This is a genomic window from Bilifractor sp. LCP21S3_F8 (assembly GCF_052117805.1).
GTDB lineage: Bacteria > Bacillota > Clostridia > Lachnospirales > Lachnospiraceae > Bilifractor.
The window spans coordinates 98,737-121,896 of record NZ_JBQKIK010000003.1; the positions used below are offsets into that span (position 1 = coordinate 98,737).

The following is a 23,160-nucleotide window of genomic DNA, read 5'->3' on the forward strand; positions in this document are numbered from 1 at the left end:
GGAATCGAATTCATGGCTAAAAAGTCAATGAAAATCAAACAGGCACGGAAACCGAAATTCTCCACAAGAGCATACACACGCTGCAGAATCTGCGGACGTCCGCACTCTGTATTAAGAAAATACGGCATCTGCCGTATCTGTTTCCGTGAGTTAGCATATAAGGGAGAGATCCCGGGCGTAAAGAAAGCAAGCTGGTAAAGAAAGGAGGAAATGTAAAATGTCAATAAGCGATCCGATTGCAGATATGCTTACGAGAATTCGTAACGCAAACGCAGCAAAACATGATACTGTTGATGTTCCTGCATCTAAAATGAAGATTTCCATCGCTGATATTCTTGTTAACGAAGGATATATCGAGAAATATGATCTTGTTGACGAGGGTGCGTTCAAAAACATCCACATTACACTGAAATACGGTGCTGATAAGAACGAGAAGATCATCACTGGTATGAAGAGAATCTCCAAACCAGGTCTTCGTGTTTACGTCAATAAGGATGAGCTTCCGAAGGTTCTCGGCGGACTGGGTATTGCAATCCTTTCCACCAACCAGGGAGTGATCACCGACAAGGAAGCCAGAAAGCTTAAAGTCGGCGGTGAGGTTCTTGCATTCGTATGGTAATGCAGGACGCGGCATTCTGCCGCATTGAATTATGTTTGTAAGCAGGTTATACACACCTTTTACGAAATGTAACTGAAAACAGGGGGCTCGCACAGAGCTTCCCGAAAATCTAAGTTAATGGAGGAAATTGGCAATGTCACGTATTGGTAGAATGCCAGTGCCGGTACCTGCAGGGGTAACGGTAAATGTCGGAGAGGGCAATGTAGTTACAGTCAAGGGCGCTAAGGGTGAGCTTGTAAGAACTATGGCACCGATTCTGACAATTGAAGTAAAAGATGATGCAGTTGTAGTAACAAGACCTAACGATGAGAAATCAACAAAGGCTCTTCACGGACTGACCCGTTCCCTGATCCACAATATGGTTGTTGGCGTCAGCGAAGGATTTGAGAAGAAGCTTGAGATTAACGGTGTTGGTTATCGTGCTGCAAAACAGGGTAAGAAACTGGTTCTGAACCTGGGTTACTCTCACCCGGTAGAGATGGAAGACCCGGATGGTATTGAGACCGTTGTTGACGGCAACAATATCACCGTTAAGGGTATCTCCAAAGAGAAAGTCGGACAGTACGCTGCTGAGATCAGAGGCAAGAGAGCACCTGAACCTTACAAGGGCAAGGGAATCAAATATGCGGATGAAGTAATCAGACGTAAAGTCGGCAAGACCGGTAAGAAATAATTAAAGGAGAGTGTGATTATGATTAGTAAAGTATCCAGAGCACAGGTTCGCCAGAAAAAACATAGAAGATTGCGCAATCACATCGCAGGAACCTCCGAGAGACCGCGTCTTTCTGTCTTCCGCAGCAATGAGAACATGTATGCACAGATCATTGACGATAGTCAGGGCAAAACTCTTGTATCTGCTTCTACACTTCAGAAGGATGTCAAGAGCGAGCTTGAGAAGACAAACGATGTAGCTGCAGCAAAATATCTTGGTACAGTGATCGGCAAGAAGGCAATCGAAGCCGGCATCACCGAGGTAGTATTTGATCGTGGCGGTTATATTTATCACGGTAAAGTACAGGCCCTTGCTGACGGTGCAAGAGAAGCAGGACTGAAATTCTAAGGAAGGAGAAGAACACAGAATATGAGACACGTAATCATTGATCCCAGCCAGCTCGAGCTGGAAGATAATGTAGTATCCATCAAGAGAGTCTCCAAGACTGTAAAAGGTGGTCGTAACTCCCGCTTTACCGCACTTGTAATCGTAGGTGATCGCAATGGTCATGTAGGTGCAGGCCTTGGAAAAGCAGTTGAGATTCCCGAGGCAATCCGCAAGGGAAGAGAGGACGCTGTAAAGCATCTGATCTCTGTCGCAAGAGATGAGAACAACAGTATCACTCATGACTTTATCGGAAATTACGGAAGCGCTTCCGTTCTTCTGAAGAGAGCTCCCGAAGGTACCGGTATCATCGCAGGCGGCACAGCCCGTGCTGTCGTTGAGCTTGCCGGAATTCAGAACATCCGTACCAAATGTCTTGGTTCCAACAACAAGCAGAACGTAGTTCTTGCTACGCTTGAGGGACTGAAGGCTCTGAAGACTCCTGAAGAAGTTGCAAGACTCCGCGGAAAATCTGTTGATGAGATTCAGGCATAAGGAGGACAGTTAAGATGGCGGATAAGAAAATCAAAGTTACACTGGTTCGCTCTACAATCGGTTGTGTTCCGAAACACAGAAAGATCGTAGAGGGAATCGGACTCAGAAAATTAAACCACTCAGTAGAGCTGCCTGACAACGAGTCCACTCGCGGCATCATTCGTCAGGTCGGCTATCTGCTCAAGGTTGAAGAGTAATTGGAAGGAGGTACCAAATGGACTTATCAAATTTAAGCCCTGCTGAGGGCTCCAGACAGAGCGACAACTTCCGCAGAGGCCGTGGACATGGTTCAGGAAATGGTAAAACTGCCGGTAAGGGACACAAGGGACAGAAGGCTCGTTCCGGAGCACCGAGACCGGGTTTTGAAGGCGGTCAGATGCCTTTATACAGACGTCTCCCGAAGAGAGGCTTCACCTGCAGAAACAGCAAGGATATCGTTGCCGTTAATGTAGATGTTCTCAACAGATTCGAAGACGGTTCAGAAGTGACAATCTCCTCACTCGTTGAGAGCGGTATTGTCTCCAATCCGCGCGATGGTGTTAAGATCCTTGGAAACGGCGAGCTTACAAAGAAGCTCAATGTCAAGGTTACCGCAGCCAGCGCAAGTGCAAAAGAAAAAATCGAAGCAGCCGGTGGAACAATTGAGGTGATCTGATGTTAAAGACATTGCGTGATGCATTCCGAATCAAGGAAATACGGCGGAGACTTTTTTATGTGTTTCTCATGCTTGTCATCATACGATTGGCTTCTCAGGTTCCGGTTCCCGGTGTGGACACCAAGTTTTTTGCAAACTATTTCAGCAGCAACTCGACGGATGCGTTCAACTTTCTGAACGCATTCACGGGTGGTGGATTTACCAACTTTTCCATCCTCGCGTTAAGTATTACGCCTTACATCACTGCTTCCATTATTGTACAGCTTCTGACCATCGCGTTTCCCGCGCTGGAGGAGATGACAAGGGACGGCGAAGAGGGCAGGAAAAAGCTTGACCGCATCACCAGATACCTTACCGTGGCTCTTTCCTTATTTGAATCTGTCGCAATGTGTATCGGATTCGGCAATGAGCTGATCCTCGATCTTAATGCCGTAAACGTCATTGTCGTTGTTGCCAGCCTTACGGCAGGCTCCTGTTTCCTGATGTGGATCGGTGAACAGATCAATGACAAAGGCGTTGGAAATGGTATCTCCATCGTACTTCTGATCAACATCCTGTCCCGCGTTCCGCAGGATATGATCACTCTTTACGATAACTTTGTAAAGGGCAAGACCATTGCGAAAGCAGCGGTTGCCTGGGTAGTAATTGCGGTTATTATCCTGGCAATTGTCGTTCTTACGCTTATCCTGAACGGGGCAGAAAGGAGAATACCGGTACAGTATTCTCAGAAAATGGTCGGTCGGCGTCTTATTGGCGGTCAGTCTTCAAGTATTCCCCTGAAAGTAAACACTGGTGGTGTAATTCCGATTATCTTTGCATCATCCATTATGTCTTTCCCGGGAATCATCGTTGCCTTTACTGGAAAATCCCCTGCAGGATGGGGCGGAAAAATCATAAAGATGCTCAGTTCAAGCAACTGGTTTGATACTTCAGACTGGTTCTCTACTCTGGGGCTTGTGCTCTATGTCCTGCTTGTCATCTTCTTTGCCTACTTCTATACTTCAATTACCTTTAATCCGATTGAAGTTGCAGACAACATGAAGAAACAGGGCGGTTTCATCCCGGGTATCCGGCCGGGAAAGGCTACCGAAGACTATCTGAATTCCGTTCTTAAATATGTAATCTTCATCGGCGCTGTCGGTCTGATTATCGTTTGTGTGATTCCTTACGTATTTAATGGCCTGTTCAACGCAGATGTATCTTTCGGCGGAACTTCTCTGATCATTATTGTATCCGTCATTCTGGAGACACTGACACAGGTGGAATCTATGATGCTTGTTCGCAATTACAAGGGATTCCTTTCAGAATAATGAAATCATAAAATAGTTTTCGGAGGAGCTGCAGATATCTGCGGCTCCTTTTACTTACGCGAACAGTGAGCCGCAGCCGAATGCGAAGTACTCGTGTGCGGCGAGCGTCGCGATAGCGAGTTAAAACTCGCGCAGCGTGTTTTATCTCGTTGTCTTGACGCCTTCTCGCAAAATGTATACAATAATAAAATAATGGTCGGTCTGCGCTGATTTCTGCGCAGAAAGACAGAATTCAGATAAAACCATCATATCCGGGAGGTACACGTAATGAAAATCATCATGTTGGGCGCACCTGGCGCAGGTAAGGGAACACAAGCCAAGAAAATCGCCGCAAAATATGGAATTCCGCATATTTCCACGGGAGATATCTTCCGTGCGAACATCAAAGAGGGAACAGAGCTGGGCAGAAAAGCAAAGGAGTACATGGATCAGGGACTTCTGGTACCGGATGAGCTCACCTGCGATCTCGTTGTGGACAGAATCTCACAGCCGGATGCTTCCAATGGATACGTTCTGGATGGTTTCCCGAGGACTATTCCTCAGGCAGAAGCTCTCACCAAGGCTCTGGAGGCCCGCGGAGAGAAAATCGATTATGCAATTGATGTCACTGTGCCGGATGAGAACATCGTCAGCCGTATGTCGGGAAGACGTGCATGCCTGAAGTGCGGAGCCACCTATCATCTTGTCTACAATCCGCCGAAGAAGGAAGGGGTCTGTGACAACTGCGGAGCAGAACTCGTACTTCGCGACGACGACAAACCGGAAACGGTTCAGAAACGTCTGAACGTCTATCATGCACAGACACAGCCCCTGATTGATTACTATTCAAAAACCGGCGTTCTGTTCTCTGTAGACGGCACACAGGATATTGACAAAGTTTTTGCCGATATCGTTGCAAAACTGGGCTGATTCTGTATAATAAAGCAGTTGAGGCAGATTATGTCAGTAACCATCAAGAATTCAATTGAAATTAAGGCAATGCGCAAGTCAAACCGTCTTTTGCAGGACGTCTTCGCAGGGCTGAGGGAGATGATCCGGCCGGGCGTTTCTACCTGGGAGATCAACGAGGCAGGTGAGAAACTGATCCGGGATCTGGGAGGAGTTCCGAACTTTCTGAATTATTCCGGCTATCCGGCATCCGTCTGCACCTCAATCAACGAAGAGGTTGTTCACGGGATACCAAGCAGAGAACGAATCCTCAGGGAGGGAGATATTATCAGTCTGGATGCCGGTCTGATCTATGACGGATACCATTCGGATGCAGCCAGAACATACGCGGTCGGAGAAATCAGCAGGGAGGCCAGGGATCTGATAGATGTCACACGACAATCTTTTTTCGAGGGCATCCGTTATGCCAGAGCAGGTCTTCACCTGAATGATATCTGTACTGCCATCGGAGCTTATGCGGAGAGCAAAGGATACGGAGTCATCAGGGATCTCTGCGGACACGGCATCGGCAGAGAGATGCATGAAGATCCTCAGATTCCGAACTTTGCACAGAAGACACGTGGAATTCGTCTTCAGCCGGGCATGACTCTCGCGATCGAGCCGATGATTTCCACCGGGTCTTATGAGGTTGAATGGCTCGACGATGGCTGGACCGTTGTAACAAAAGACAGATCACTTGCGGCTCACTACGAGAATACTATCCTCATTACAGAGGGGGAGCCTGAGATTCTGACTCTCTCATCAAATGAGTAAGGGGTAATTTATGAGACAGCTGAAGGAAGGAATGTATGCCAGAAGCCTTGCAGGACACGACAAGGGAAAGCTGTACATCGTAGCAAAAGTATCAGGCGGCGACATCTGGCTGACGGACGGAGCGTGCAGGAATCTGGCTCATCCGAAAAAGAAGAAACGGATACACATCCAGCCATGTTTTCAAACCGCGACGTCTCTGGAGTCCATGATCCTGAGACAGCAGACCCTGACCGACACCGATATCAGAGATGCACTTAAATGCAAGGAGGAACTTTAATGTCAAAAGCAGATGTAATTGAAGTAGAAGGCGTCGTGCTCGAAAAACTTCCGAACGCGATGTTCCGTGTTGAACTTGAGAACAAGCATGTAGTACTTGCTCATATCAGCGGCAAGCTGCGGATGAATTTTATCCGTATCCTTCCCGGTGACAAGGTGACACTGGAACTGTCCCCTTATGATCTTGATAAGGGCAGAATTATCTGGAGAGATAAATAATTGACCCCGCGGGGCTTTTCTTCCGGAGCAGTCCAAATGGATGTCACGGCAGAAAGCCCTGCTTTTCGTTCAAGACAGCTTCAGCTTACACCCTCGATTCGGAATATCTTCTTATCTGCAGTACCCCTGTTATCCCATTTATTTGCGCTGTGCCATTACGATTGCCTTTTTCAGCAGCATTGCAAAGTACTCCATCAGCTTCCTGTCTATTGTCATTTCATACGAAAAAATCCTTTAAATTTCAGTAATTTTCTCTTGCATAAATCGAACCTCAATGATACAATGCTATACGTATCTTTTTGTGCCGTAATAAGGACTAACCCACCATAAGACGGCTGAAGAGGTACAGGCAATATCAATTATGCTTTCATCAAAGGAAAGGAGGATACTCATGAAGGTAAGATCTTCTGTGAAACCGATCTGCGAGAAATGCAAGGTTATCAAGAGAAAAGGCAGTATTCGTATCATTTGTGAGAATCCAAAGCATAAGCAGAGACAGGGTTGATTCCCTTTAATCAATCTGACCTTCTGCTTATGCGGAACTGATATTATAAAGTGAGACCTGACTGGCTGCGTCAGGATACCTCCGGCGGACATCACCGGAACATGGTATTTGCTCCGGGACTGATCCCTTATAATATCGCTTAAAACCTTGCCGGCGCCGTCGTGACCGGGAAAGGAAAGGCTGCCGACGTCTGGGCAGCTGGATGTATCATACCGACATCCCATTTAAGATGGTATTAACCAGACCAGCTGATATTCAGCAAATCATGACTGGTCAGAATCAAAGGAGGAAAACGCACATGGCTCGTATAGCTGGTGTAGATTTACCAAGAGACAAACGTGTAGAGATAGGTCTTACCTATATCTATGGAATTGGAAGAACAACTTCCAATCGTATCCTTGCGCAGGCTGGAGTTAATCCGGATACACGTGTAAGAGATCTGACAGACGAAGAAGTCAAGAACCTTGCTGCAGCAATCGAAGAGCTTCAGGTTACCGTTGAGGGTGATCTGAGACGTCAGACAGCAATGGATATCAAGCGTCTTCAGGAGATCGGCTGCTATCGTGGAAAACGTCACAGACAGGGACTTCCTGTTCGCGGACAGAAGACAAAGACCAATGCAAGAACACGCAAGGGTCCGAGAAGAACAGTTGCCAACAAGAAGAAATAATTGTTGCTGACAGTTCCGATAGAACATTTTGACAATCAGAAGATAAAGCGATTAATTTGGAAAAGGTAGGTTAGTTTTTATTATGCCAAAAGCAGTAAAGAAAGCGACAAAGCGTCGCGTTAAGAAAAACGTTGAACGTGGACAGGCTCATATTCAGGCATCTTTCAACAACACAATCGTTACTCTGACCGATACTGCAGGTAACGCGCTGTCTTGGGCAAGTGCCGGCGGGCTTGGCTTTAAAGGTTCAAGGAAATCTACTCCATATGCGGCACAGATGGCTGCAGAGACTGCCACAAAGGCAGCTCTTATTCATGGATTAAAGAGTGTTGACGTATTCGTAAAGGGACCTGGTTCAGGCCGTGAGGCGGCAATCCGCGCACTGGCTGCAGCAGGACTTGAAGTTACAAGTATCTGTGATGTTACCCCGGTACCGCACAACGGATGCCGTCCGCCGAAACGTAGAAGAGTCTGATTGACAACAGGAGGTCATATATAAATGGCAGTAGATAGAACACCGGTCCTGAAGAGATGCAGATCCCTTGGACTTGATCCGACATATCTTGGAATTGATAAGAAATCCAATCGTCAGCTGAGAAATAACCGCCGCAAGATTTCCGAGTACGGCGCACAGCTGCGTGAAAAGCAGAAAGCAAAATTCATTTACGGAGTGCTTGAGAAGCCTTTCCGTAACTACTATGCAAAGGCTGACCGCATGAAGGGTCAGACAGGTGAGAACCTGATGGCTCTGCTTGAGCTTCGTCTTGACAACGTTCTTTTCCGTCTTGCATTCGCAAGAACAAGAAAAGAAGCAAGACAGATGGTAGATCACAAGTTCGTAACCGTTAACGGCAAGGTTGTAAATATCCCTTCTTATGAGGTAAAGCCGGGAGACGTTATCGAAATCAAGGAAAGCAAGAAATCCACCCAGCGGATGAAAGATATCGCTGATGCGACATCCGGACGCGTTGTACCGTCCTGGCTGACTGTAAATGCAGAGTCTCTGCAGGGCACAGTCGCTCAGGTTCCGGCACGTGATCTGATCGATGTTCCGGTTAACGAGATGCAGATCGTCGAGCTGTACTCCAAGTAATCTCTGAAATTCACTGATCACACATGCACTTGATGAATACAGAGTTATTTGCAGGAAATCGGACGACCGTGTATAAGAAGGAGGGACTTGAAGGTGTTTGATTTTAACAAACCCAAAATTGAAATTAGCGAGATTTCAGAAGATAAGAAATTCGGCAGATTTGTCGTTGAACCTCTGGAGCGCGGATACGGCACGACCCTTGGAAACTCTCTTCGCAGAATCATGCTTTCGTCCCTGCCGGGAGCTGCTGTCAGCCAGGTAAAGATCGAAGGTGTACTGCATGAGTTTAGTTCCATTCCGGGCGTAAAAGAGGATGTAACTGAAATCATCATGAACCTTAAGAGCCTTTCCATCAAGAATAACAGCAGTTCCGACGAGCCGAAGGTCGCATACATCGAGTATGAAGGCGAAGGCGTCGTACGCGCTTCTGATATTCAGGTTGACCAGGATATTGAGATCATGAACCCGGATCAGGTGATTGCGCATCTCAATGGCGGTGCTGACTGCAAGCTCTACATGGAGCTCACAATCACAAACGGCCGCGGATATGTAGGCGCTGACAAGGGCAAGACCGATGATATGCCGATCGGAGTAATTGCGGTTGACGCGATTTACACACCGGTTGAGCGTGTCAACATGACGGTTGAAAATACCCGTGTCGGGCAGGTGACCGATTATGACAAGCTGACACTGGATGTTTACACGGATGGAACACTCGGTCCGGATGAGGCTGTCAGTCTTGCCGCAAAGGTTCTCAGTGAGCACCTGAAGCTTTTCATCGACCTCTCTGAGAATGCAAAGACGGCAGAAGTCATGATTGAAAAAGAGAGCAACGAGAAAGAGAAAGTTCTTGAGATGAACATCGACGAGCTTGAGCTTTCCGTTCGTTCCTATAACTGTCTGAAACGTGCCGGTATCAATACCGTAGAGGAGCTCTGCAGCAAGACCTCAGAGGATATGATGAAGGTCCGGAATCTTGGACGTAAATCCCTTGAAGAGGTTCTCGCGAAGCTGAATGAGCTCGGACTGTCCCTTGCCCCGAGTGAAGAACAGTAAGAATCAATTTATTATTTTACAGATATACAGTTAACCCGTAAGACCGGAAGTGCAGGGTGAACGTGTTCTATTTGTAGATTAAAGCGGATGTTCAGTAAGTCCAAAGCAGCGTGAGCATCCGTTCCACAAATAACGGAGGAATTACAGAAATGGCTAAATACAGAAAGCTTGGCAGAACATCATCTCAGAGAAAAGCTCTTCTCAGAAACCAGGTTACAAACCTGCTTTATCACGGAAAGATCCGCACAACTGAGACCAAGGCCGGTGAGATCCGCAAGATCGCGGAGAGCCTCATCGCTCTTGCAGTTCGTGAGAAGGACAATTTTGAGACCGTTACCGTCACCGCAAAGGTTCCGCAGAAGGACGCCGATGGCAAGCGTGTGAAGAAGGTAGAGAACGGAAAGAAGGTTACCGTTTATACTGAGGTTCAGAAAGAACTCAAGAAAGATCTTCCTTCCAGACTTCATGCACGTCGTCAGATGAACAAGGTATTCTATCCGATTACTGAAGTTCCGGCAGAGGCGAAGGGCAGAAAGGCCAATACAAAGACTGTCGACATGGCAGCAAAAATGTTCGATGAAATCGCTCCGAAGTATGCAGACCGCAATGGTGGTTATACCAGAATCATCAAGATCGGTCAGCGCAAGGGCGACGGAGCAATGGAAGTTTTGATCGAGCTTGTATAATACGCTGCGTCGTAACAGCTGTTTTGACCGCATTCCTTGTGAATGCGGTCTTTTTATAGTTTTTTAATTTTTCCCTGTTTATGACTGATTGAAACAGAAATCCTCTTGATGTAAAATACCTATTATCATAATTTACAGTAATATCTCTCCCAGAAAATTACAGATGTCTGTTTAAATGTCTGCTTAATTCTGATCATTACAGCTGTCAGTTTTATTCTGATCTTTACAGCAGTCAGTATTATTCTGATCTATACAGCTGTCAGTTTTGTTCTGATCATTACAGTCAGCTTTCTGTTTCCGTTCCGCTTCTTATGGATCTGCTGTCTATTGTTCTGTCACTAAAAACCTGCTGTTATCATTTATCAAGGAATATTTTATTGAAGGACTATTTATGGGTAAGAAACTCCTGTTCGTTTACAATATGCATTCCGGTAAAGGAATGATCAAGGACCGACTTGCGGATATCATCGATATTTTCACGCAGGGTGGTTATGATGTAATTGCTCACCCCACGCAGGCGGTGGGGGACGCCACACGATTTGTGAGGGATTACGCCGCTATGAGTGACTGTGTGGTCTGCAGTGGCGGAGACGGAACGCTTGACGAGGTGGTAGACGGTGTAATGGACACCATTCCTGAACTCCCCGTGGGATATATCCCGGCCGGCAGCACAAATGACTTTGCCAACAGCCTTGCCATTCCGCGTGACATGCTCCAGGCCGCCCGCGACATTGTTCTCGGCGACTTGTATCAATGCGACGTTGGGGCCTTCAACGACAAGTTTTTCACTTATGTCGCGGCTTTCGGTATGTTTACAAATGTATCCTACGAGACCGATCAGACGCTGAAGAACAATCTCGGCCACCTCGCATATCTTCTGCAGGCAGGGAAGGAGGTTTTCCGCATTCCCAGCTATCACCTGGTCATTCAGGCAGATGGGCGCCGGATCGAGGGCAACTACACCTACGGAATGATCACAAACACACGTGTCGTCGGCGGCATGCGGAATCTGACCGGCACATCGGTCGACATGAATGACGGCCTCTTCGAGGTGACACTTGTGCGCACACCGACAAACCCCATCGAGGTCAATGAGATCGTCCAGAACCTTCTGAATATCAATGAGAACAGCTCGCCCCTTGTGGACAAGCTTAAGGCACACCGGATTGTGATTGATTCATCCGAGGAGATCGCGTGGACACTGGACGGTGAATACGGAGACGCTCATAACCATGTCAACATTGAAAACTGCTATAAAAAGCTAAACCTGTTCCTGAACCGCAGAAACAAGAGCTATCCGGACCAGAACAATTCGGTGGAGAAGCATTGAACCGCAAAACTGTCGCCATTTTTTGACATATAATTCACAAGCTATTGCAATAGCCAAACTATTTAGTATATAATGGGTGCGTCAGAAGATCAGTTTCCGTCGGTAATACGAATCTCATACAGAATCAGAGTCGGCACGGCGGTACTTCTTCTATCAAAACGGTACACGGTAACAATGTACGCAGTAATCCTAAGGAGGATAAGATATGTTAGTTAACGCAGCTGAGATGCTTAAAAAGGCACAGGCCGGTCACTACGCAGTAGGCCAGTTCAATATCAACAATCTGGAATGGACAAAGTCAATCCTCGAGACAGCGCAGAAGCTGAACTCCCCGGTTATTCTCGGTGTCTCCATGGGAGCCGGAAAGTACATGACAGGCTATAAGACAGTTGCTGCTATGGTTAAGGCAATGGATGAATCTCTCGGAATTACGGTTCCGGTTGCGCTTCATCTGGATCACGGCGACTATGATGCCTGCTACGCCTGCATCAAGGCCGGATTTACTTCCATCATGTTTGATGGCTCTCACCTTCCGTTTGACGAGAACTACGCGAAGACAACCGAGCTGGTATCTGTATCTCATAAGCTCGGACTTTCCATTGAGGCTGAGGTCGGAGCAATCGGCGGAGAGGAAGATGGTGTCGTAGGTATGGGCGAATGCGCAGATCCTGAAGAGTGCAAGAAAATCGCGGATCTCGGCGTAGACTTCCTGGCTGCAGGCATCGGCAACATCCACGGCGTATATCCCGCAAACTGGCCGGGACTTTCCTTCGACACTCTGGCAGCGATCAAGGCCAAGACCGGTGATATGCCGCTTGTACTTCACGGAGGCACAGGTATTCCGGATGACCAGATCACAAAGGCAATCTCTCTTGGTGTTTCCAAGATCAATGTAAATACCGAGTGCCAGATTGTATTCGCAGAAGCAACCCGCAAATACATTGAGGCCGGCAAGGATCAGCAGGGTAAGGGATTCGATCCCAGAAAGCTCCTGAAGCCTGGCGCTGAAGCAATCTGCGCAAAGGTAGAAGAAAAGATCAGACTCTTCGGTTCCGTAGACAAAGCCTGAGTAAAATGAGAGAAAAGCTCGCTGCACGGGTTTTTCTCTCTTTATCGCGATATCTGACTCACCCGACCGCTTTGCGGCCGGCTGCGGCTCACTGTTCGCGTAAATATGAAGACTGCCGCACTAGCCGCATTAGTGCGGCAGTCTTTTTGCAGTCATCATTTTCTGTAACTGCCCGGGCTGCAGCTGACAGAAACAATTTCCAGACAAGCAGGAGGAAGTCATGACAGACGATTATAATCCCTATGTAAACCCGGCCGACATCTTCGGCGAACTCGTATTCAATGATGAAACCATGCAGGAGCGTCTGCCGAAAAAGGTTTACGCAAAACTGAAGAAAATCATCAATGAGGGTGGCGATCTGGATCTGGATACCGCAGATGTCATCGCACACGAAATGAAAGAGTGGGCGATCGAGAAGGGCGCTACACACTACACCCACTGGTTCCAGCCCCTGAACGGACTCACTGCCGAAAAACATGATTCTTTTATCACTTCGCCGCTTCCTTCCGGGAAAACCCTGATGAGCTTCTCCGGAAAGGAGCTGATTAAGGGAGAGCCGGATGCTTCCTCCTTCCCTTCCGGAGGACTGCGCGCGACCTTCGAGGCAAGGGGATATACGGCGTGGGACTGCACCTCTCCGGCCTTTATCCGTCAGGATGCAGGTGGAGCCACTCTTTGCATTCCGACCGCATTCTGTTCCTATACCGGAGAAGCTCTGGATCAGAAGACGCCGCTGCTTCGATCCATGGAAGTGATCAATCGGGAATCGCTCCGTCTGCTGAAACTGTTCGGCAATACGACCTCCAAAAAGGTGACTCCTTCCATCGGCGCAGAGCAGGAGTATTTCATTGTCGATGAGAAAAAATATCTGCAGAGAAAAGATCTGATCTATACCGGCCGCACTCTGTTCGGAACCATGCCTGCGAAGGGGCAGGAGATGGATGATCATTATTTCGGAATCATTCAGCCCCGAATCGCTTCTTTCATGAAGGACGTCGATATTGAACTCTGGAAAATGGGCGTGACAGCAAAAACAGAACATAATGAGGTAGCGCCGGGACAGCATGAACTTGCCGTCATTTATTCCGAGGCTAACGTAGCGACGGACGACAACCACCTTGTGATGCAGACGCTGAAACGGGTTGCCAGAAAACATGGTCTGAAATGTCTTCTGCACGAGAAGCCTTTTGAGGGAGTCAACGGATCCGGAAAGCACGACAACTGGTCTCTGACCACCGATGACGGAATCAACCTGCTGGATCCGGGCAAAACCCCTCATGAAAACATCCAGTTTCTGTTGATTCTTTCCTGTATCGTAAAGGCTGTAGACGAACATGCAGGTCTTCTCAGAGAATCCGCGGCAGATCCCGGAAACGACCACAGACTCGGCGCGAATGAAGCACCGCCGGCTATTCTGTCTATTTTCCTCGGTGAACAGCTCGAGGATGTCGTGGAGCAGCTGATCAGCACCGGAGACGCAAAACGAAGTCTGAAAGGCGAACGGCTCTCCACAGGCGTATCCAGTCTGCCGGACCTGTACAAAGACGCGACCGACCGGAACCGCACCTCACCCTTCGCCTTTACCGGAAATAAATTTGAATTCCGCATGGTTGGTTCTCAGGATTCCATTGCAGAGCCGAATGTCGTACTGAATACGATCGTAGCGGAGGCTTTTTCCGACGCCTGTGATATCCTGGAGAAAGCGGATCAGTTCCAGCTGGCGGTTCACGATCTGATCAAGAAGAATTTCACGGAGCACGAGCGCATCATCTTCAACGGCGACGGCTACTCTGACGAGTGGGTGAAGGAAGCTGCCAGAAGAGGTCTTCCCAATATCACCTGCGAAGTAGACGCGATACCGGAGCTCGTCACAGAGCAGACGATCCGCATGTACGAAAAGTTCCATGTCTTCACCAGGACCGAACTTGAGTCCCGTGCTGAAATCAAATACGAGAACTACGCAAAGACAATCAATATCGAGGCGAAGGCAATGATCAACATCGCCAGCAAGCGTCTGATTCCGGCTGTCGTACGGTATACCACCGTCCTTGCGGATTCCATCAATGCAGTGCGTGCTGCCGGTGTCGATGAGGTTTCTGTGCAGACCGAACTGCTTCAGAAGACCAGCACTCTTCTTCGGGAGAGCATGAATGCGCTCCGGGCTCTTTCTGAAGTGGACGGACAGGCGAATACAATGGCAAGAGGAAGAGAGCAGGCGAAGTTCTGCCATGACAAGGTGACTCCGGCAATGGATGCGCTCCGCAGGCCCATCGATGAGTTGGAACAGATTGTTGATAAGTCTCTCTGGCCGATGCCCTCTTACGGAGACCTGCTCTTCGAGGTTTGAGCAGGACTATCATAAAATTTTCGAGGAGTAAGCCTGCATCCATTATTGTTTCAGATATTTGTCTGAAATTTTATGATTTCTTTCCGACATAAGTCTGAATTTGAATTTCATATGACTGTCAGGATAAAAGCTGCTGCCTCCGCATAACCGCGCGGCAGCAGCTGGCTTTATACCTGTTGCGAGGCGGGGAAATCACGCATGACCATCTGTGCGAACCATCAGCCCCGCTATATTTTGTCTTCTGCATGTAAAGGTTGCAATATATTTACGAAAGTGTTACAATTCGAGCGTTGGTTTTAGGCCGTCGGACCTTGAAAATCGCGTTATCCAAAATAATGCACAAATATGCTTCCATTTTTGTGTCATTTATTATAGAATGTACTTGTTTAATTGCGTTTTGATCAGATTAAATGAGTAGAAGCGCGGTTTCCGGCAGCTTAAAATGAAAGAGGGTAGCAAAATGATTTCGAACCAAATTCTGCAGAGCACGATTGAGGGACTCAAAAACATCTCCAAGATGGATTTCGGTGTATATGATACTGCCGGAAAGCTCTTGGTCTCTACATCCTCCCAGGCGGACGCGGCAAAAGATGATCTGCTTGATTTTGCCCAGTCACAGGCAGATTCCCAGACGATCCGCGGCGTACAGTTTTTCAAGGTGTACGATGAACATCAGCTCGAATATATTCTGCTTGCCCAGGGATCCGGCGACGAGAACCTTCTGGTCGGAAAAATGGCCGTATTTCAGCTTCAAAGTCTGCTGACCGCATATAAAGAGCGCTTCGACAAGGACAACTTCATCAAGAATCTTCTTCTGGACAATCTTCTCCTTGTCGATATCTATAACCGCGCCAAAAAGCTGCACATCACCCCGGACGCCAGAAGAGTGGTATACATTCTTGAGGCTTCTCAGGAGAAAGACCATCCGGGAAATCTTGAAAATATCAGGAACACCATAAATGGCAAAAATTCTGATTTTATCACGGCTATCGATGAGAAGAGCATCATTATCGTCAAGGAGCTGGAAGAGGATGATGACTATTCGGAGGCGGAGAAGTTCGCGAATTCCATTCTGGACGCTGTGGGAAGGGATCCGGATGGAGAGGTTCATATCGCGTTTGGCACCATCGTCAGAGAACTGAAGGAAGTATCCAGATCCTACAAGGAAGCCAAGATGGCCATGGATGTGGGAAAGATCTTCTCCGATGGAAAGGATGTATACGCATATAATCAGCTTGGAATCGGGCGTCTGATCTATCAGCTTCCCATCCCTCTGTGCAAGATGTTTATTCGGGAGATCTTCGCGAATAAATCCCCGGATGATTTTGATGAGGAGACCCTGACCACGATCAATAAGTTCTTTGAGAACAATCTGAATGTGTCAGAGACATCCAGACAGCTTTATATTCACAGAAACACCCTTGTATACCGGCTGGACAAGCTGCAGAAGAGCACCGGTCTTGACCTGAGAGTATTTGAGGATGCCATCACATTCAAGATTGCTCTCATGGTCGTGAAGTATATGAAGTATATGGAGACACTGGACTATTAATGCCCGGCTCTCCGGCCACACAGCAGGAGGAGTATAAATGATAACATTCGATAATGTTACAAAGATATATGAAAAAGGACAAAACCCTGCGATTGATCATATATCTCTGAACATCGAAAAGGGAGAGTTCGTATTCATTGTCGGCAACAGCGGATCCGGAAAAACAACCCTGATCGAGCTGATGCTGAAGGAACTCAGTCCGACATCCGGAAAGATTACCATTAACGGACACAATCTGAACCGGATGAGAAGCAGCAGAATTGCGAAATATCGCCGCGGGATCGGCGTTGTATTCCAGGATTTCCGTCTTCTCAAGGACAGAAATGTATATGAGAATGTCGCTTTTGCCCAGCGTGTGATCGAGAAACCGAACCGCATCATCAAGAAGCGTGTGCCAGAGGTTCTCACTCTGGTCGGTCTTGCCACCAAGTACCGTTCCTATCCAAATGAGCTCTCCGGAGGAGAGCAGCAGAGAGTTGCGCTCGCCCGGGCTCTTGTCAATCGTCCTGATATCCTTCTCGCGGACGAACCGACCGGTAACCTTGATCCGAAGAATTCCGCTGAGATTATGGAGCTTCTTGAAGAAATTAACATGCGCGGAACCACCGTTGTAGTAGTTACTCATAACCGGGAAATCGTTAACAAAATGAAGAAACGAGTAATCCGATTGAGAAAAGGCGTCATTGTAAGCGACGAACAGGAAGGTGGTTATATTGAAGATTAGAAGTATCTTTTACAATGCAGGACAGGGTGCCAAGAACATTGTCAGGAACAAAATGTTCTCCCTGGCCTCCATTGCAACTATGGCAGCATGTATATTCATATTCGGCGTATTTTTCTCGATCGTCCTGAACTTCTCCTATATTCTCCGGAATGTAGAGACAAATGTCGGCATCACCGTCTTCTTTAATGAGGATGTGGACCAGGCAGGAATTGACCGTATCGGCGCCGAGATCAGCAGCCAGACAGATATGATCAAGGAAATGCGCTATGTATCCGCGGATGAAGCCTGGGAAAGCTTTTCCGCCAGATACTTCAGCGGCAACGAGGAGGCTGCAGAGGGATGGAGAAATAATAACGACAATCCTCTGGCGAACTCCGCTCATTTCGAGGTTTACCCGAATAATATCGAGCAGCAGGACAAGCTGGTCAGCTACATCAAGGGACTGGACGGTGTCCGTCAGGTCAACCAGAGTGAGCAGGCATCCACGACCTTGTCAACGATGAACCGTCTCATTGCTACAATATCCATCATCATCATCCTTGTGCTTCTTGTTGTCTCTGCATTCCTGATTAATAATACCGTCACCGTCGGTATCAATGTCAGAAAAGAGGAGATCGCCATACAGAAGCTGATCGGAGCGACGAACGCGTTTGTCCGGCTTCCGTTTATTCTTGAAGGTATCCTGATCGGGCTGATCGGCGCTGCCATTCCGCTTGTGATTATATATTTTGTATACAATAAGGCGGTGAGCTACATACTCTCACGTTTCAGCGTACTGAGCAGCTTTATGAACGGACTGCTTCCGGTTAATTCCGTTTACCGCATTCTCCTTCCGGTCGGAATTATCCTGGGCGTCGGAATCGCCCTGATCGGATCCCTGGCAGCGATCCACAAGCATCTGAAGGTATAATCATGCCCGGACCCTGCCGCTATCTCAGGCAGAGTCGGACCGCCACAATATCACCCCGCCTTTTTCCATCTGATTTTTCATTAATCCGGACGGAAAAAGACGGGGTTTTCCTATCACACGCAATCCAAAAATTCAGGCAGGTTTACAAATGGCAGAAAATAACAGCAATCATTCGGATACAAATTCTTTTTTAACTCGTCTTCTAAAAAAATTATACAGAAATTGGAAGCCTTTCCTCGCAGGCGTCCTGGTAACGGTCCTCTCGGGAGCAGTCTTCTTTTCCGTTTATCTCAATCTCGGACCACTTGCCGCTCCTTCCAGTCCCACGAGCCTTTCCGCCTACCGGAAAACGCGTCAGATCCAGGACATCATCCGGCGATATTATCTGAATGATATTGACGAGCAGGCTGAGACAGACACCATGTATCTCGGGCTCGTAACCGGACTCGGAGATAAATACTCCACCTACTACACGGCGGAGCAATACAGCAAAATAAAAATGTCGAATGATGGCAAGATGGAAGGAATCGGAATTACAATTTCAAAAAGTGAAGAGGACAAAGCTTTAAAGATTGAATCTGTGATGAAAAATTCTCCTGCTGAAAAGGCAGGACTTCAAGAGGGAGATCTTATCACCGTGCTGAACGGAAAAGGCACGGAGGATATGACCTCATCGGACGCGGTCTCGCTGATCCAGAACAGTGACAGCGATCAGGTCACTATGACCGTCGTATCTGCCTCAGGCGGGGATCCCAGAGAAGTCACTCTGACGAAGGAAACGCTGACCCGCGATGTCGTGACCGGCAGCATGCTGGACGGCGATATCGGATACATTCAGATCACAAGCTTTAACCGCCTTACTTCCGACCAGTTTCAGAATGTCTTCGACAGCCTCAATCAGCAGGGCATGAAGGGACTGATCATCGATCTTCGGGACAATCTCGGCGGACTGGTCAGCGCGTGCTGCGACACACTTCGAATCTTCATGCCGGAGGGACCGCTGGTCTATGAACAGGATCGCAATGGAGAAGAGCGGCAGCGGGACAATGACACGGACCACCGGACGAGTCTTCCCGTTGTTCTTCTGGTCAACGGAAACACCGCCAGCGCATCCGAAATGTTTGCCGGAGCCGTACTGGATTACAATGTCGGCATTGCCGTCGGCACCGTCACCTATGGAAAGGGAATCGAACAGGATTCCTATACCCTCTCTGACGGAAGCGTTTTGAAAATCACGACAACTCATTACTACACGCCGGACCACCATGACGTCAACGGCAGCGGCATCACGCCGAACATCACCGTTGAAGCGGATAAAGACAACTCCTCAGATATTCAGCTCGAGAAGGCATCCGCCGTAATCAGAGAAGAGCTCTCCGGAAAGACAGCAGATCAGGTCATAAAGGAAAACGGAGGAACAAGTGACAACTACAGCAGCTCCGATTCGGAAAACGCGGAGGCGGGAGATGTCTCCTCCGTATCCGGTACGGCGGACGGGAATGCCCCGGATACCTCATCCCGCTCATAAAGAGGTCTTGAAAATATAGCAGAGGCATGAAAAATATTCGACTCCCGGCTAAATATGCGAAAATAGCACAGTATTTTGAAAAGAATTAAGAAAGCAGGAACTGCAGAAAGGAAATACGTATGCCCGAGTTCAAGCTACATTCTGAATACAAGCCCACCGGTGACCAGCCGCAGGCGATTGACGAGCTGGTGAAAGGATTCCGGGAGGGAAATCAGTGCGAGACGCTTCTTGGCGCCACCGGATCCGGAAAAACCTTCACGATGGCAAATGTCATCGAAAAGCTTCAGAAACCGACACTGATCATTGCGCACAACAAGACACTTGCCGCGCAGCTTTACAGCGAGTTCAAAGAATTTTTCCCTGAAAACGCCGTGGAATACTTTGTATCCTATTACGACTATTATCAGCCGGAAGCCTACGTCCCGTCCTCTGACACCTATATCGCGAAAGATTCCTCCCGAAATGAGGAGATCGATAAGCTGCGTCTCTCCGCTACCTCCTCACTGATCGAGCGCAGAGATGTCATTGTGGTTTCTTCCGTTTCCTGTATATACGGTCTGGGAAGCCCTGCGGATTATGAGAAGATGATTATTCCCCTTCGCCCGGGCATGGAAATCGACCGCGATGACGTCATCCGGAAACTGATCGACATTCAGTATGAACGAAATGAAATCGATTTTCACCGCGGCACCTTCCGGGTACATGGGGACGTCCTTGACATTGTCCCCGCAGACGAAAGCGATATCGGTATCCGCGTCGAATTCTTCGGTGATGAAATTGATTCGATCAAACGTTTTGACCTGCTCACCGGACAGGTAAAGCAGGAGCTCAATTTTGTCTCAATAGCTCCGGCCTCTCACTACGTGATGCCCCAGGAGACAATCAACCGCGCGACAAAGGCGATCGAGAAGGAGCTCGAAGAAAGGGTCCGCTATTTTAAGAGCGAGGATAAGCTCCTGGAAGCACAGAGGATCGAGGAGCGGACAAATTTCGACATTGAAATGCTTCGTGAAACCGGTGTCTGCTCTGGAATCGAGAATTACTCCCGCCATATGTCGAATCTGAAGCCGGGAGAACCGCCCTATACACTCATGGATTTCTTCCCGGATGATTTTCTGATCATCATCGATGAGTCCCACCGGACCATCCCCCAGATCGGAGCCATGTATGCCGGAGACCGTTCCAGGAAGACAACACTCGTCGATTACGGATTCCGGCTTCCGTCTGCCCTGGACAACCGTCCTCTCAGTTTTGAAGAATTTGAGAATAAAATTGATCAGATCCTGTTTGTCTCCGCAACCCCCGGAGAATATGAAGCAAATCATGAGATGCTGCGTGCGGAACAGATCATCCGTCCCACCGGTCTTCTGGATCCCGAGGTCGAGGTACGGCCGGTTGAGGGACAGATCGATGATCTGATCAGCGAGGTCAAAAAAGAGGTCAGCGGCCACCACAAGGTCCTGGTAACCGCTCTTACCAAACGGATGGCGGAAGATCTGACGACTTACCTGAAGGAGGCAGGCATACGGGCAAACTACCTGCACTCTGACATCGATGCCCTGGAGCGGACCAAGATAATCCGTGACATGCGTCTGGATGTTTTTGACGTTCTCGTCGGCATCAATCTTCTTCGCGAGGGGCTTGACATCCCAGAAATCACACTGGTCGCAATCCTGGACGCCGATAAGGAGGGGTTCCTTCGCTCGGAAACCTCCCTGATTCAGACGATCGGCCGCGCGGCCCGCAACGCAGATGGACATGTCATCATGTATGCCGACACGATCACCGATTCCATGCGAAGTGCCATCGATGAAACCAGACGAAGAAGAGCAATTCAGCAGAAGTACAACGAAGAACATCACATTACGCCGAAGACCATTCACAAAAAGGTAAGCGACCTGATCAGCATTGCCAGAGATGTAGCCGCCGATGAGAAAAAGCTGGAGAAGGATCCGGAATCCATGTCTCCTTCTGAAATCGAGAAACTCATCCGGAAACTGGAGAAGCAGATGAAGGCGGCAGCAGCGGAGCTCAACTTTGAAATGGCTGCAGAGCTGCGCGACCGGATTGTTGAACTCCGAAAACTTCTGAATGGCGAATAATCATATCCAGCAGAATTCCTGATCCCTGCACTGTCCGGACATGCAGCAGGCAGAAGAATTTCAGATTTATTCGCTTCCCGATTGCATACCACACGCAGTTAAAGGTATAATCTTTCTGTGGAATGGATTCCACGTCTTACTCTTACCTAAAGGATGAAGCTTATGACAATCAATGAAATTGCAAAAATGGCCGGTGTTTCAAGAACCACTGTATCAAGATACCTGAATGACGGATATGTAAGCCAGGAGAAGGCAGACCGGATCCGGGCCGTCATCGAATCGACCGGATATCAGCCTTCCAGACAGGCTCAGATGCTCAGAACCAAGCGCACAAATCTGATCGGTGTGATTCTCCCAAAACTGAATTCCGATTCGATCAGCCGGGAAATCGACGGCATTACGACTGTCCTCGCAAAAGCAGGTTATGAGGTACTTCTGGCCAATACGAATAACCAGGAACAAGAGGAGATCAAATATCTGAAGCTTTTTGCCGCTAACGGCAGTGTCGATGCGGTCATACTCATCGGTACGATATTAACAAAGGAGCATGACGACATCCTCAGGGAGTATCCGCTCCCCGTAGTTGTTCTCGGACAGCACTGCAGCACATGCTCGTGTGTCTATTTTGATGATTACAAAGCCGCAAAGCAGCAGGCGGAGATTCTGGCCAGAACGGGAAAACGGATCGGATACATCGGGGTAACCGAACTGGATGAGGCAGCGGGACACAACCGCAAAGCGGGATTTCTCGACGCCATGAGCGAGGCTGGAATCGCTGTTCCGCCTGAAGCGATGGTTGTAACCGGCTTTCGTATTCAATCCGGCTATGAGGCTGCCGAGGAACTGCTCAGCCGTTATCCGAACCCGGATTCCATCTTCTGCGCCACGGACAGCATAGCGGTCGGCGCCATGGTCTGGCTCCGTGAAAGAGGATACCGCATTCCAGAAGATATTCAAATCACCGGAATCGGCGATTCAGAGAAGGGACAGGTCGTCACACCACGCCTTTCCACCGTCCACTATTACTATAAGACAAGCGGAAAGGAGACCGCCCGACTCCTCCTGGGTCTTCTCTCAGGCAGCAGAAAGGACAACAGAGCTGTCCGGATGGGATGCAAGCTCACCAGCGGAGAATCCATTCGCCTCCCGAATACCGGCTGCTGACTGTGAAAGTTGCACCAAAATGTCCCTTGATTTTCATGTATTAATTCTTTCCC

The 23,160-nt window shown here is 48.4% G+C and carries 27 protein-coding genes; all 27 read left to right on the plus strand.

All coding sequences use genetic code 11. From position 1 onward, the window contains the following. Window positions 1–12 precede the first annotated feature (12 nt). Window positions 13–198 carry a type Z 30S ribosomal protein S14 gene (locus ACTQ3A_RS02595; RefSeq protein WP_441099042.1) on the plus strand — a complete coding sequence of 62 codons (186 nt, stop codon included), beginning with the start codon at window positions 13–15 and terminating at the stop codon, window positions 196–198. Between the two features lie 19 nt (window positions 199–217). After that, entirely contained in the window at window positions 218–619 is a 402-nt protein-coding gene (gene rpsH / locus ACTQ3A_RS02600) for a 30S ribosomal protein S8 (RefSeq protein ID WP_441099041.1), read from the plus strand. A 133-nt stretch (window positions 620–752) separates the two neighbouring features. Next, complete coding sequence (rplF, locus tag ACTQ3A_RS02605) at window positions 753–1,292, plus strand: 50S ribosomal protein L6 (RefSeq protein WP_441099040.1); 540 nt, start codon at window positions 753–755, stop codon at window positions 1,290–1,292. A gap of 18 nt (window positions 1,293–1,310) precedes the next feature. Next, complete coding sequence (rplR, locus tag ACTQ3A_RS02610; protein WP_441099039.1) at window positions 1,311–1,679, plus strand: 50S ribosomal protein L18; 369 nt, start codon at window positions 1,311–1,313, stop codon at window positions 1,677–1,679. A 21-nt stretch (window positions 1,680–1,700) separates the two neighbouring features. Then, the gene (rpsE, locus tag ACTQ3A_RS02615) at window positions 1,701–2,210 is read left to right on the plus strand and encodes a 30S ribosomal protein S5 (protein ID WP_441099038.1); all 510 of its coding nucleotides are present in this window, start codon (window positions 1,701–1,703) and stop codon (window positions 2,208–2,210) included. A 14-nt stretch (window positions 2,211–2,224) separates the two neighbouring features. Next, on the plus strand, window positions 2,225–2,407 hold the full coding sequence (rpmD, locus tag ACTQ3A_RS02620) for a 50S ribosomal protein L30 (RefSeq protein WP_441099037.1): 183 nt from the start codon (window positions 2,225–2,227) through the stop codon (window positions 2,405–2,407). A 17-nt stretch (window positions 2,408–2,424) separates the two neighbouring features. Beyond that, window positions 2,425–2,865 (plus strand): 50S ribosomal protein L15, encoded by a 441-nt coding sequence (gene rplO / locus ACTQ3A_RS02625; RefSeq protein WP_441099036.1) that lies wholly within the window; start codon window positions 2,425–2,427, stop codon window positions 2,863–2,865. Then, window positions 2,865–4,175: a preprotein translocase subunit SecY gene (gene secY / locus ACTQ3A_RS02630; RefSeq protein WP_441099035.1), complete on the plus strand. Its 1,311-nt coding sequence runs from the start codon at window positions 2,865–2,867 to the stop codon at window positions 4,173–4,175. Before rplO ends, secY begins: the two co-directional genes overlap by 1 nt. Window positions 4,176–4,442: 267 nt before the next feature. After that, window positions 4,443–5,084, plus strand: coding sequence for an adenylate kinase (locus tag ACTQ3A_RS02635; RefSeq protein ID WP_441099034.1), 642 nt, complete (start codon window positions 4,443–4,445; stop codon window positions 5,082–5,084). A 30-nt stretch (window positions 5,085–5,114) separates the two neighbouring features. After that, window positions 5,115–5,876 carry a type I methionyl aminopeptidase gene (map, locus tag ACTQ3A_RS02640; protein WP_441099033.1) on the plus strand — a complete coding sequence of 254 codons (762 nt, stop codon included), beginning with the start codon at window positions 5,115–5,117 and terminating at the stop codon, window positions 5,874–5,876. A 10-nt stretch (window positions 5,877–5,886) separates the two neighbouring features. Continuing rightward, on the plus strand, window positions 5,887–6,153 hold the full coding sequence (locus ACTQ3A_RS02645) for an RNA-binding protein (RefSeq protein ID WP_441099032.1): 267 nt from the start codon (window positions 5,887–5,889) through the stop codon (window positions 6,151–6,153). Further along, on the plus strand, window positions 6,153–6,371 hold the full coding sequence (infA, locus tag ACTQ3A_RS02650) for a translation initiation factor IF-1 (RefSeq protein ID WP_441099031.1): 219 nt from the start codon (window positions 6,153–6,155) through the stop codon (window positions 6,369–6,371). Before ACTQ3A_RS02645 ends, infA begins: the two co-directional genes overlap by 1 nt. Window positions 6,372–6,762: 391 nt before the next feature. Continuing rightward, a complete protein-coding gene (rpmJ, locus tag ACTQ3A_RS02655) occupies window positions 6,763–6,876 on the plus strand; it encodes a 50S ribosomal protein L36 (RefSeq protein WP_003022746.1) in 114 nt (37 codons plus the stop codon). A gap of 298 nt (window positions 6,877–7,174) precedes the next feature. Further along, window positions 7,175–7,546: a 30S ribosomal protein S13 gene (gene rpsM, locus ACTQ3A_RS02660; protein WP_441099030.1), complete on the plus strand. Its 372-nt coding sequence runs from the start codon at window positions 7,175–7,177 to the stop codon at window positions 7,544–7,546. Between the two features lie 82 nt (window positions 7,547–7,628). Further along, window positions 7,629–8,021, plus strand: coding sequence for a 30S ribosomal protein S11 (gene rpsK / locus ACTQ3A_RS02665; protein WP_441099029.1), 393 nt, complete (start codon window positions 7,629–7,631; stop codon window positions 8,019–8,021). Between the two features lie 24 nt (window positions 8,022–8,045). After that, window positions 8,046–8,639, plus strand: a complete 594-nt coding sequence (rpsD, locus tag ACTQ3A_RS02670) for a 30S ribosomal protein S4 (protein ID WP_441099028.1) — start codon at window positions 8,046–8,048, stop codon at window positions 8,637–8,639. 93 nt (window positions 8,640–8,732) lie between these two features. Beyond that, window positions 8,733–9,695: a DNA-directed RNA polymerase subunit alpha gene (locus tag ACTQ3A_RS02675; protein WP_441099027.1), complete on the plus strand. Its 963-nt coding sequence runs from the start codon at window positions 8,733–8,735 to the stop codon at window positions 9,693–9,695. Between the two features lie 149 nt (window positions 9,696–9,844). Next, the gene (gene rplQ, locus ACTQ3A_RS02680; RefSeq protein WP_441099026.1) at window positions 9,845–10,381 is read left to right on the plus strand and encodes a 50S ribosomal protein L17; all 537 of its coding nucleotides are present in this window, start codon (window positions 9,845–9,847) and stop codon (window positions 10,379–10,381) included. A gap of 391 nt (window positions 10,382–10,772) precedes the next feature. Beyond that, window positions 10,773–11,711 (plus strand): diacylglycerol/lipid kinase family protein, encoded by a 939-nt coding sequence (locus ACTQ3A_RS02685; RefSeq protein ID WP_441099025.1) that lies wholly within the window; start codon window positions 10,773–10,775, stop codon window positions 11,709–11,711. 205 nt (window positions 11,712–11,916) lie between these two features. Next, window positions 11,917–12,780: a class II fructose-1,6-bisphosphate aldolase gene (fba, locus tag ACTQ3A_RS02690; protein WP_441099024.1), complete on the plus strand. Its 864-nt coding sequence runs from the start codon at window positions 11,917–11,919 to the stop codon at window positions 12,778–12,780. Window positions 12,781–13,000: 220 nt separating this feature from the next. Then, on the plus strand, window positions 13,001–15,127 hold the full coding sequence (locus tag ACTQ3A_RS02695) for a glutamine synthetase III family protein (RefSeq protein WP_441099023.1): 2,127 nt from the start codon (window positions 13,001–13,003) through the stop codon (window positions 15,125–15,127). Between the two features lie 460 nt (window positions 15,128–15,587). Then, window positions 15,588–16,679, plus strand: a complete 1,092-nt coding sequence (locus ACTQ3A_RS02700) for a PucR family transcriptional regulator (RefSeq protein ID WP_441099022.1) — start codon at window positions 15,588–15,590, stop codon at window positions 16,677–16,679. A 37-nt stretch (window positions 16,680–16,716) separates the two neighbouring features. After that, a complete protein-coding gene (gene ftsE, locus ACTQ3A_RS02705; protein WP_441099021.1) occupies window positions 16,717–17,403 on the plus strand; it encodes a cell division ATP-binding protein FtsE in 687 nt (228 codons plus the stop codon). Next, complete coding sequence (locus ACTQ3A_RS02710; protein ID WP_441099020.1) at window positions 17,393–18,313, plus strand: cell division protein FtsX; 921 nt, start codon at window positions 17,393–17,395, stop codon at window positions 18,311–18,313. Before ftsE ends, ACTQ3A_RS02710 begins: the two co-directional genes overlap by 11 nt. 148 nt (window positions 18,314–18,461) lie before the next feature. Next, a complete protein-coding gene (locus tag ACTQ3A_RS02715) occupies window positions 18,462–19,841 on the plus strand; it encodes a S41 family peptidase (RefSeq protein ID WP_441099019.1) in 1,380 nt (459 codons plus the stop codon). 119 nt (window positions 19,842–19,960) lie between these two features. After that, window positions 19,961–21,943 (plus strand): excinuclease ABC subunit UvrB, encoded by a 1,983-nt coding sequence (gene uvrB, locus ACTQ3A_RS02720; protein ID WP_441099018.1) that lies wholly within the window; start codon window positions 19,961–19,963, stop codon window positions 21,941–21,943. 162 nt (window positions 21,944–22,105) lie between these two features. Beyond that, a complete protein-coding gene (locus ACTQ3A_RS02725; RefSeq protein ID WP_441099017.1) occupies window positions 22,106–23,107 on the plus strand; it encodes a LacI family DNA-binding transcriptional regulator in 1,002 nt (333 codons plus the stop codon). Window positions 23,108–23,160: the final 53 nt, after the last annotated feature.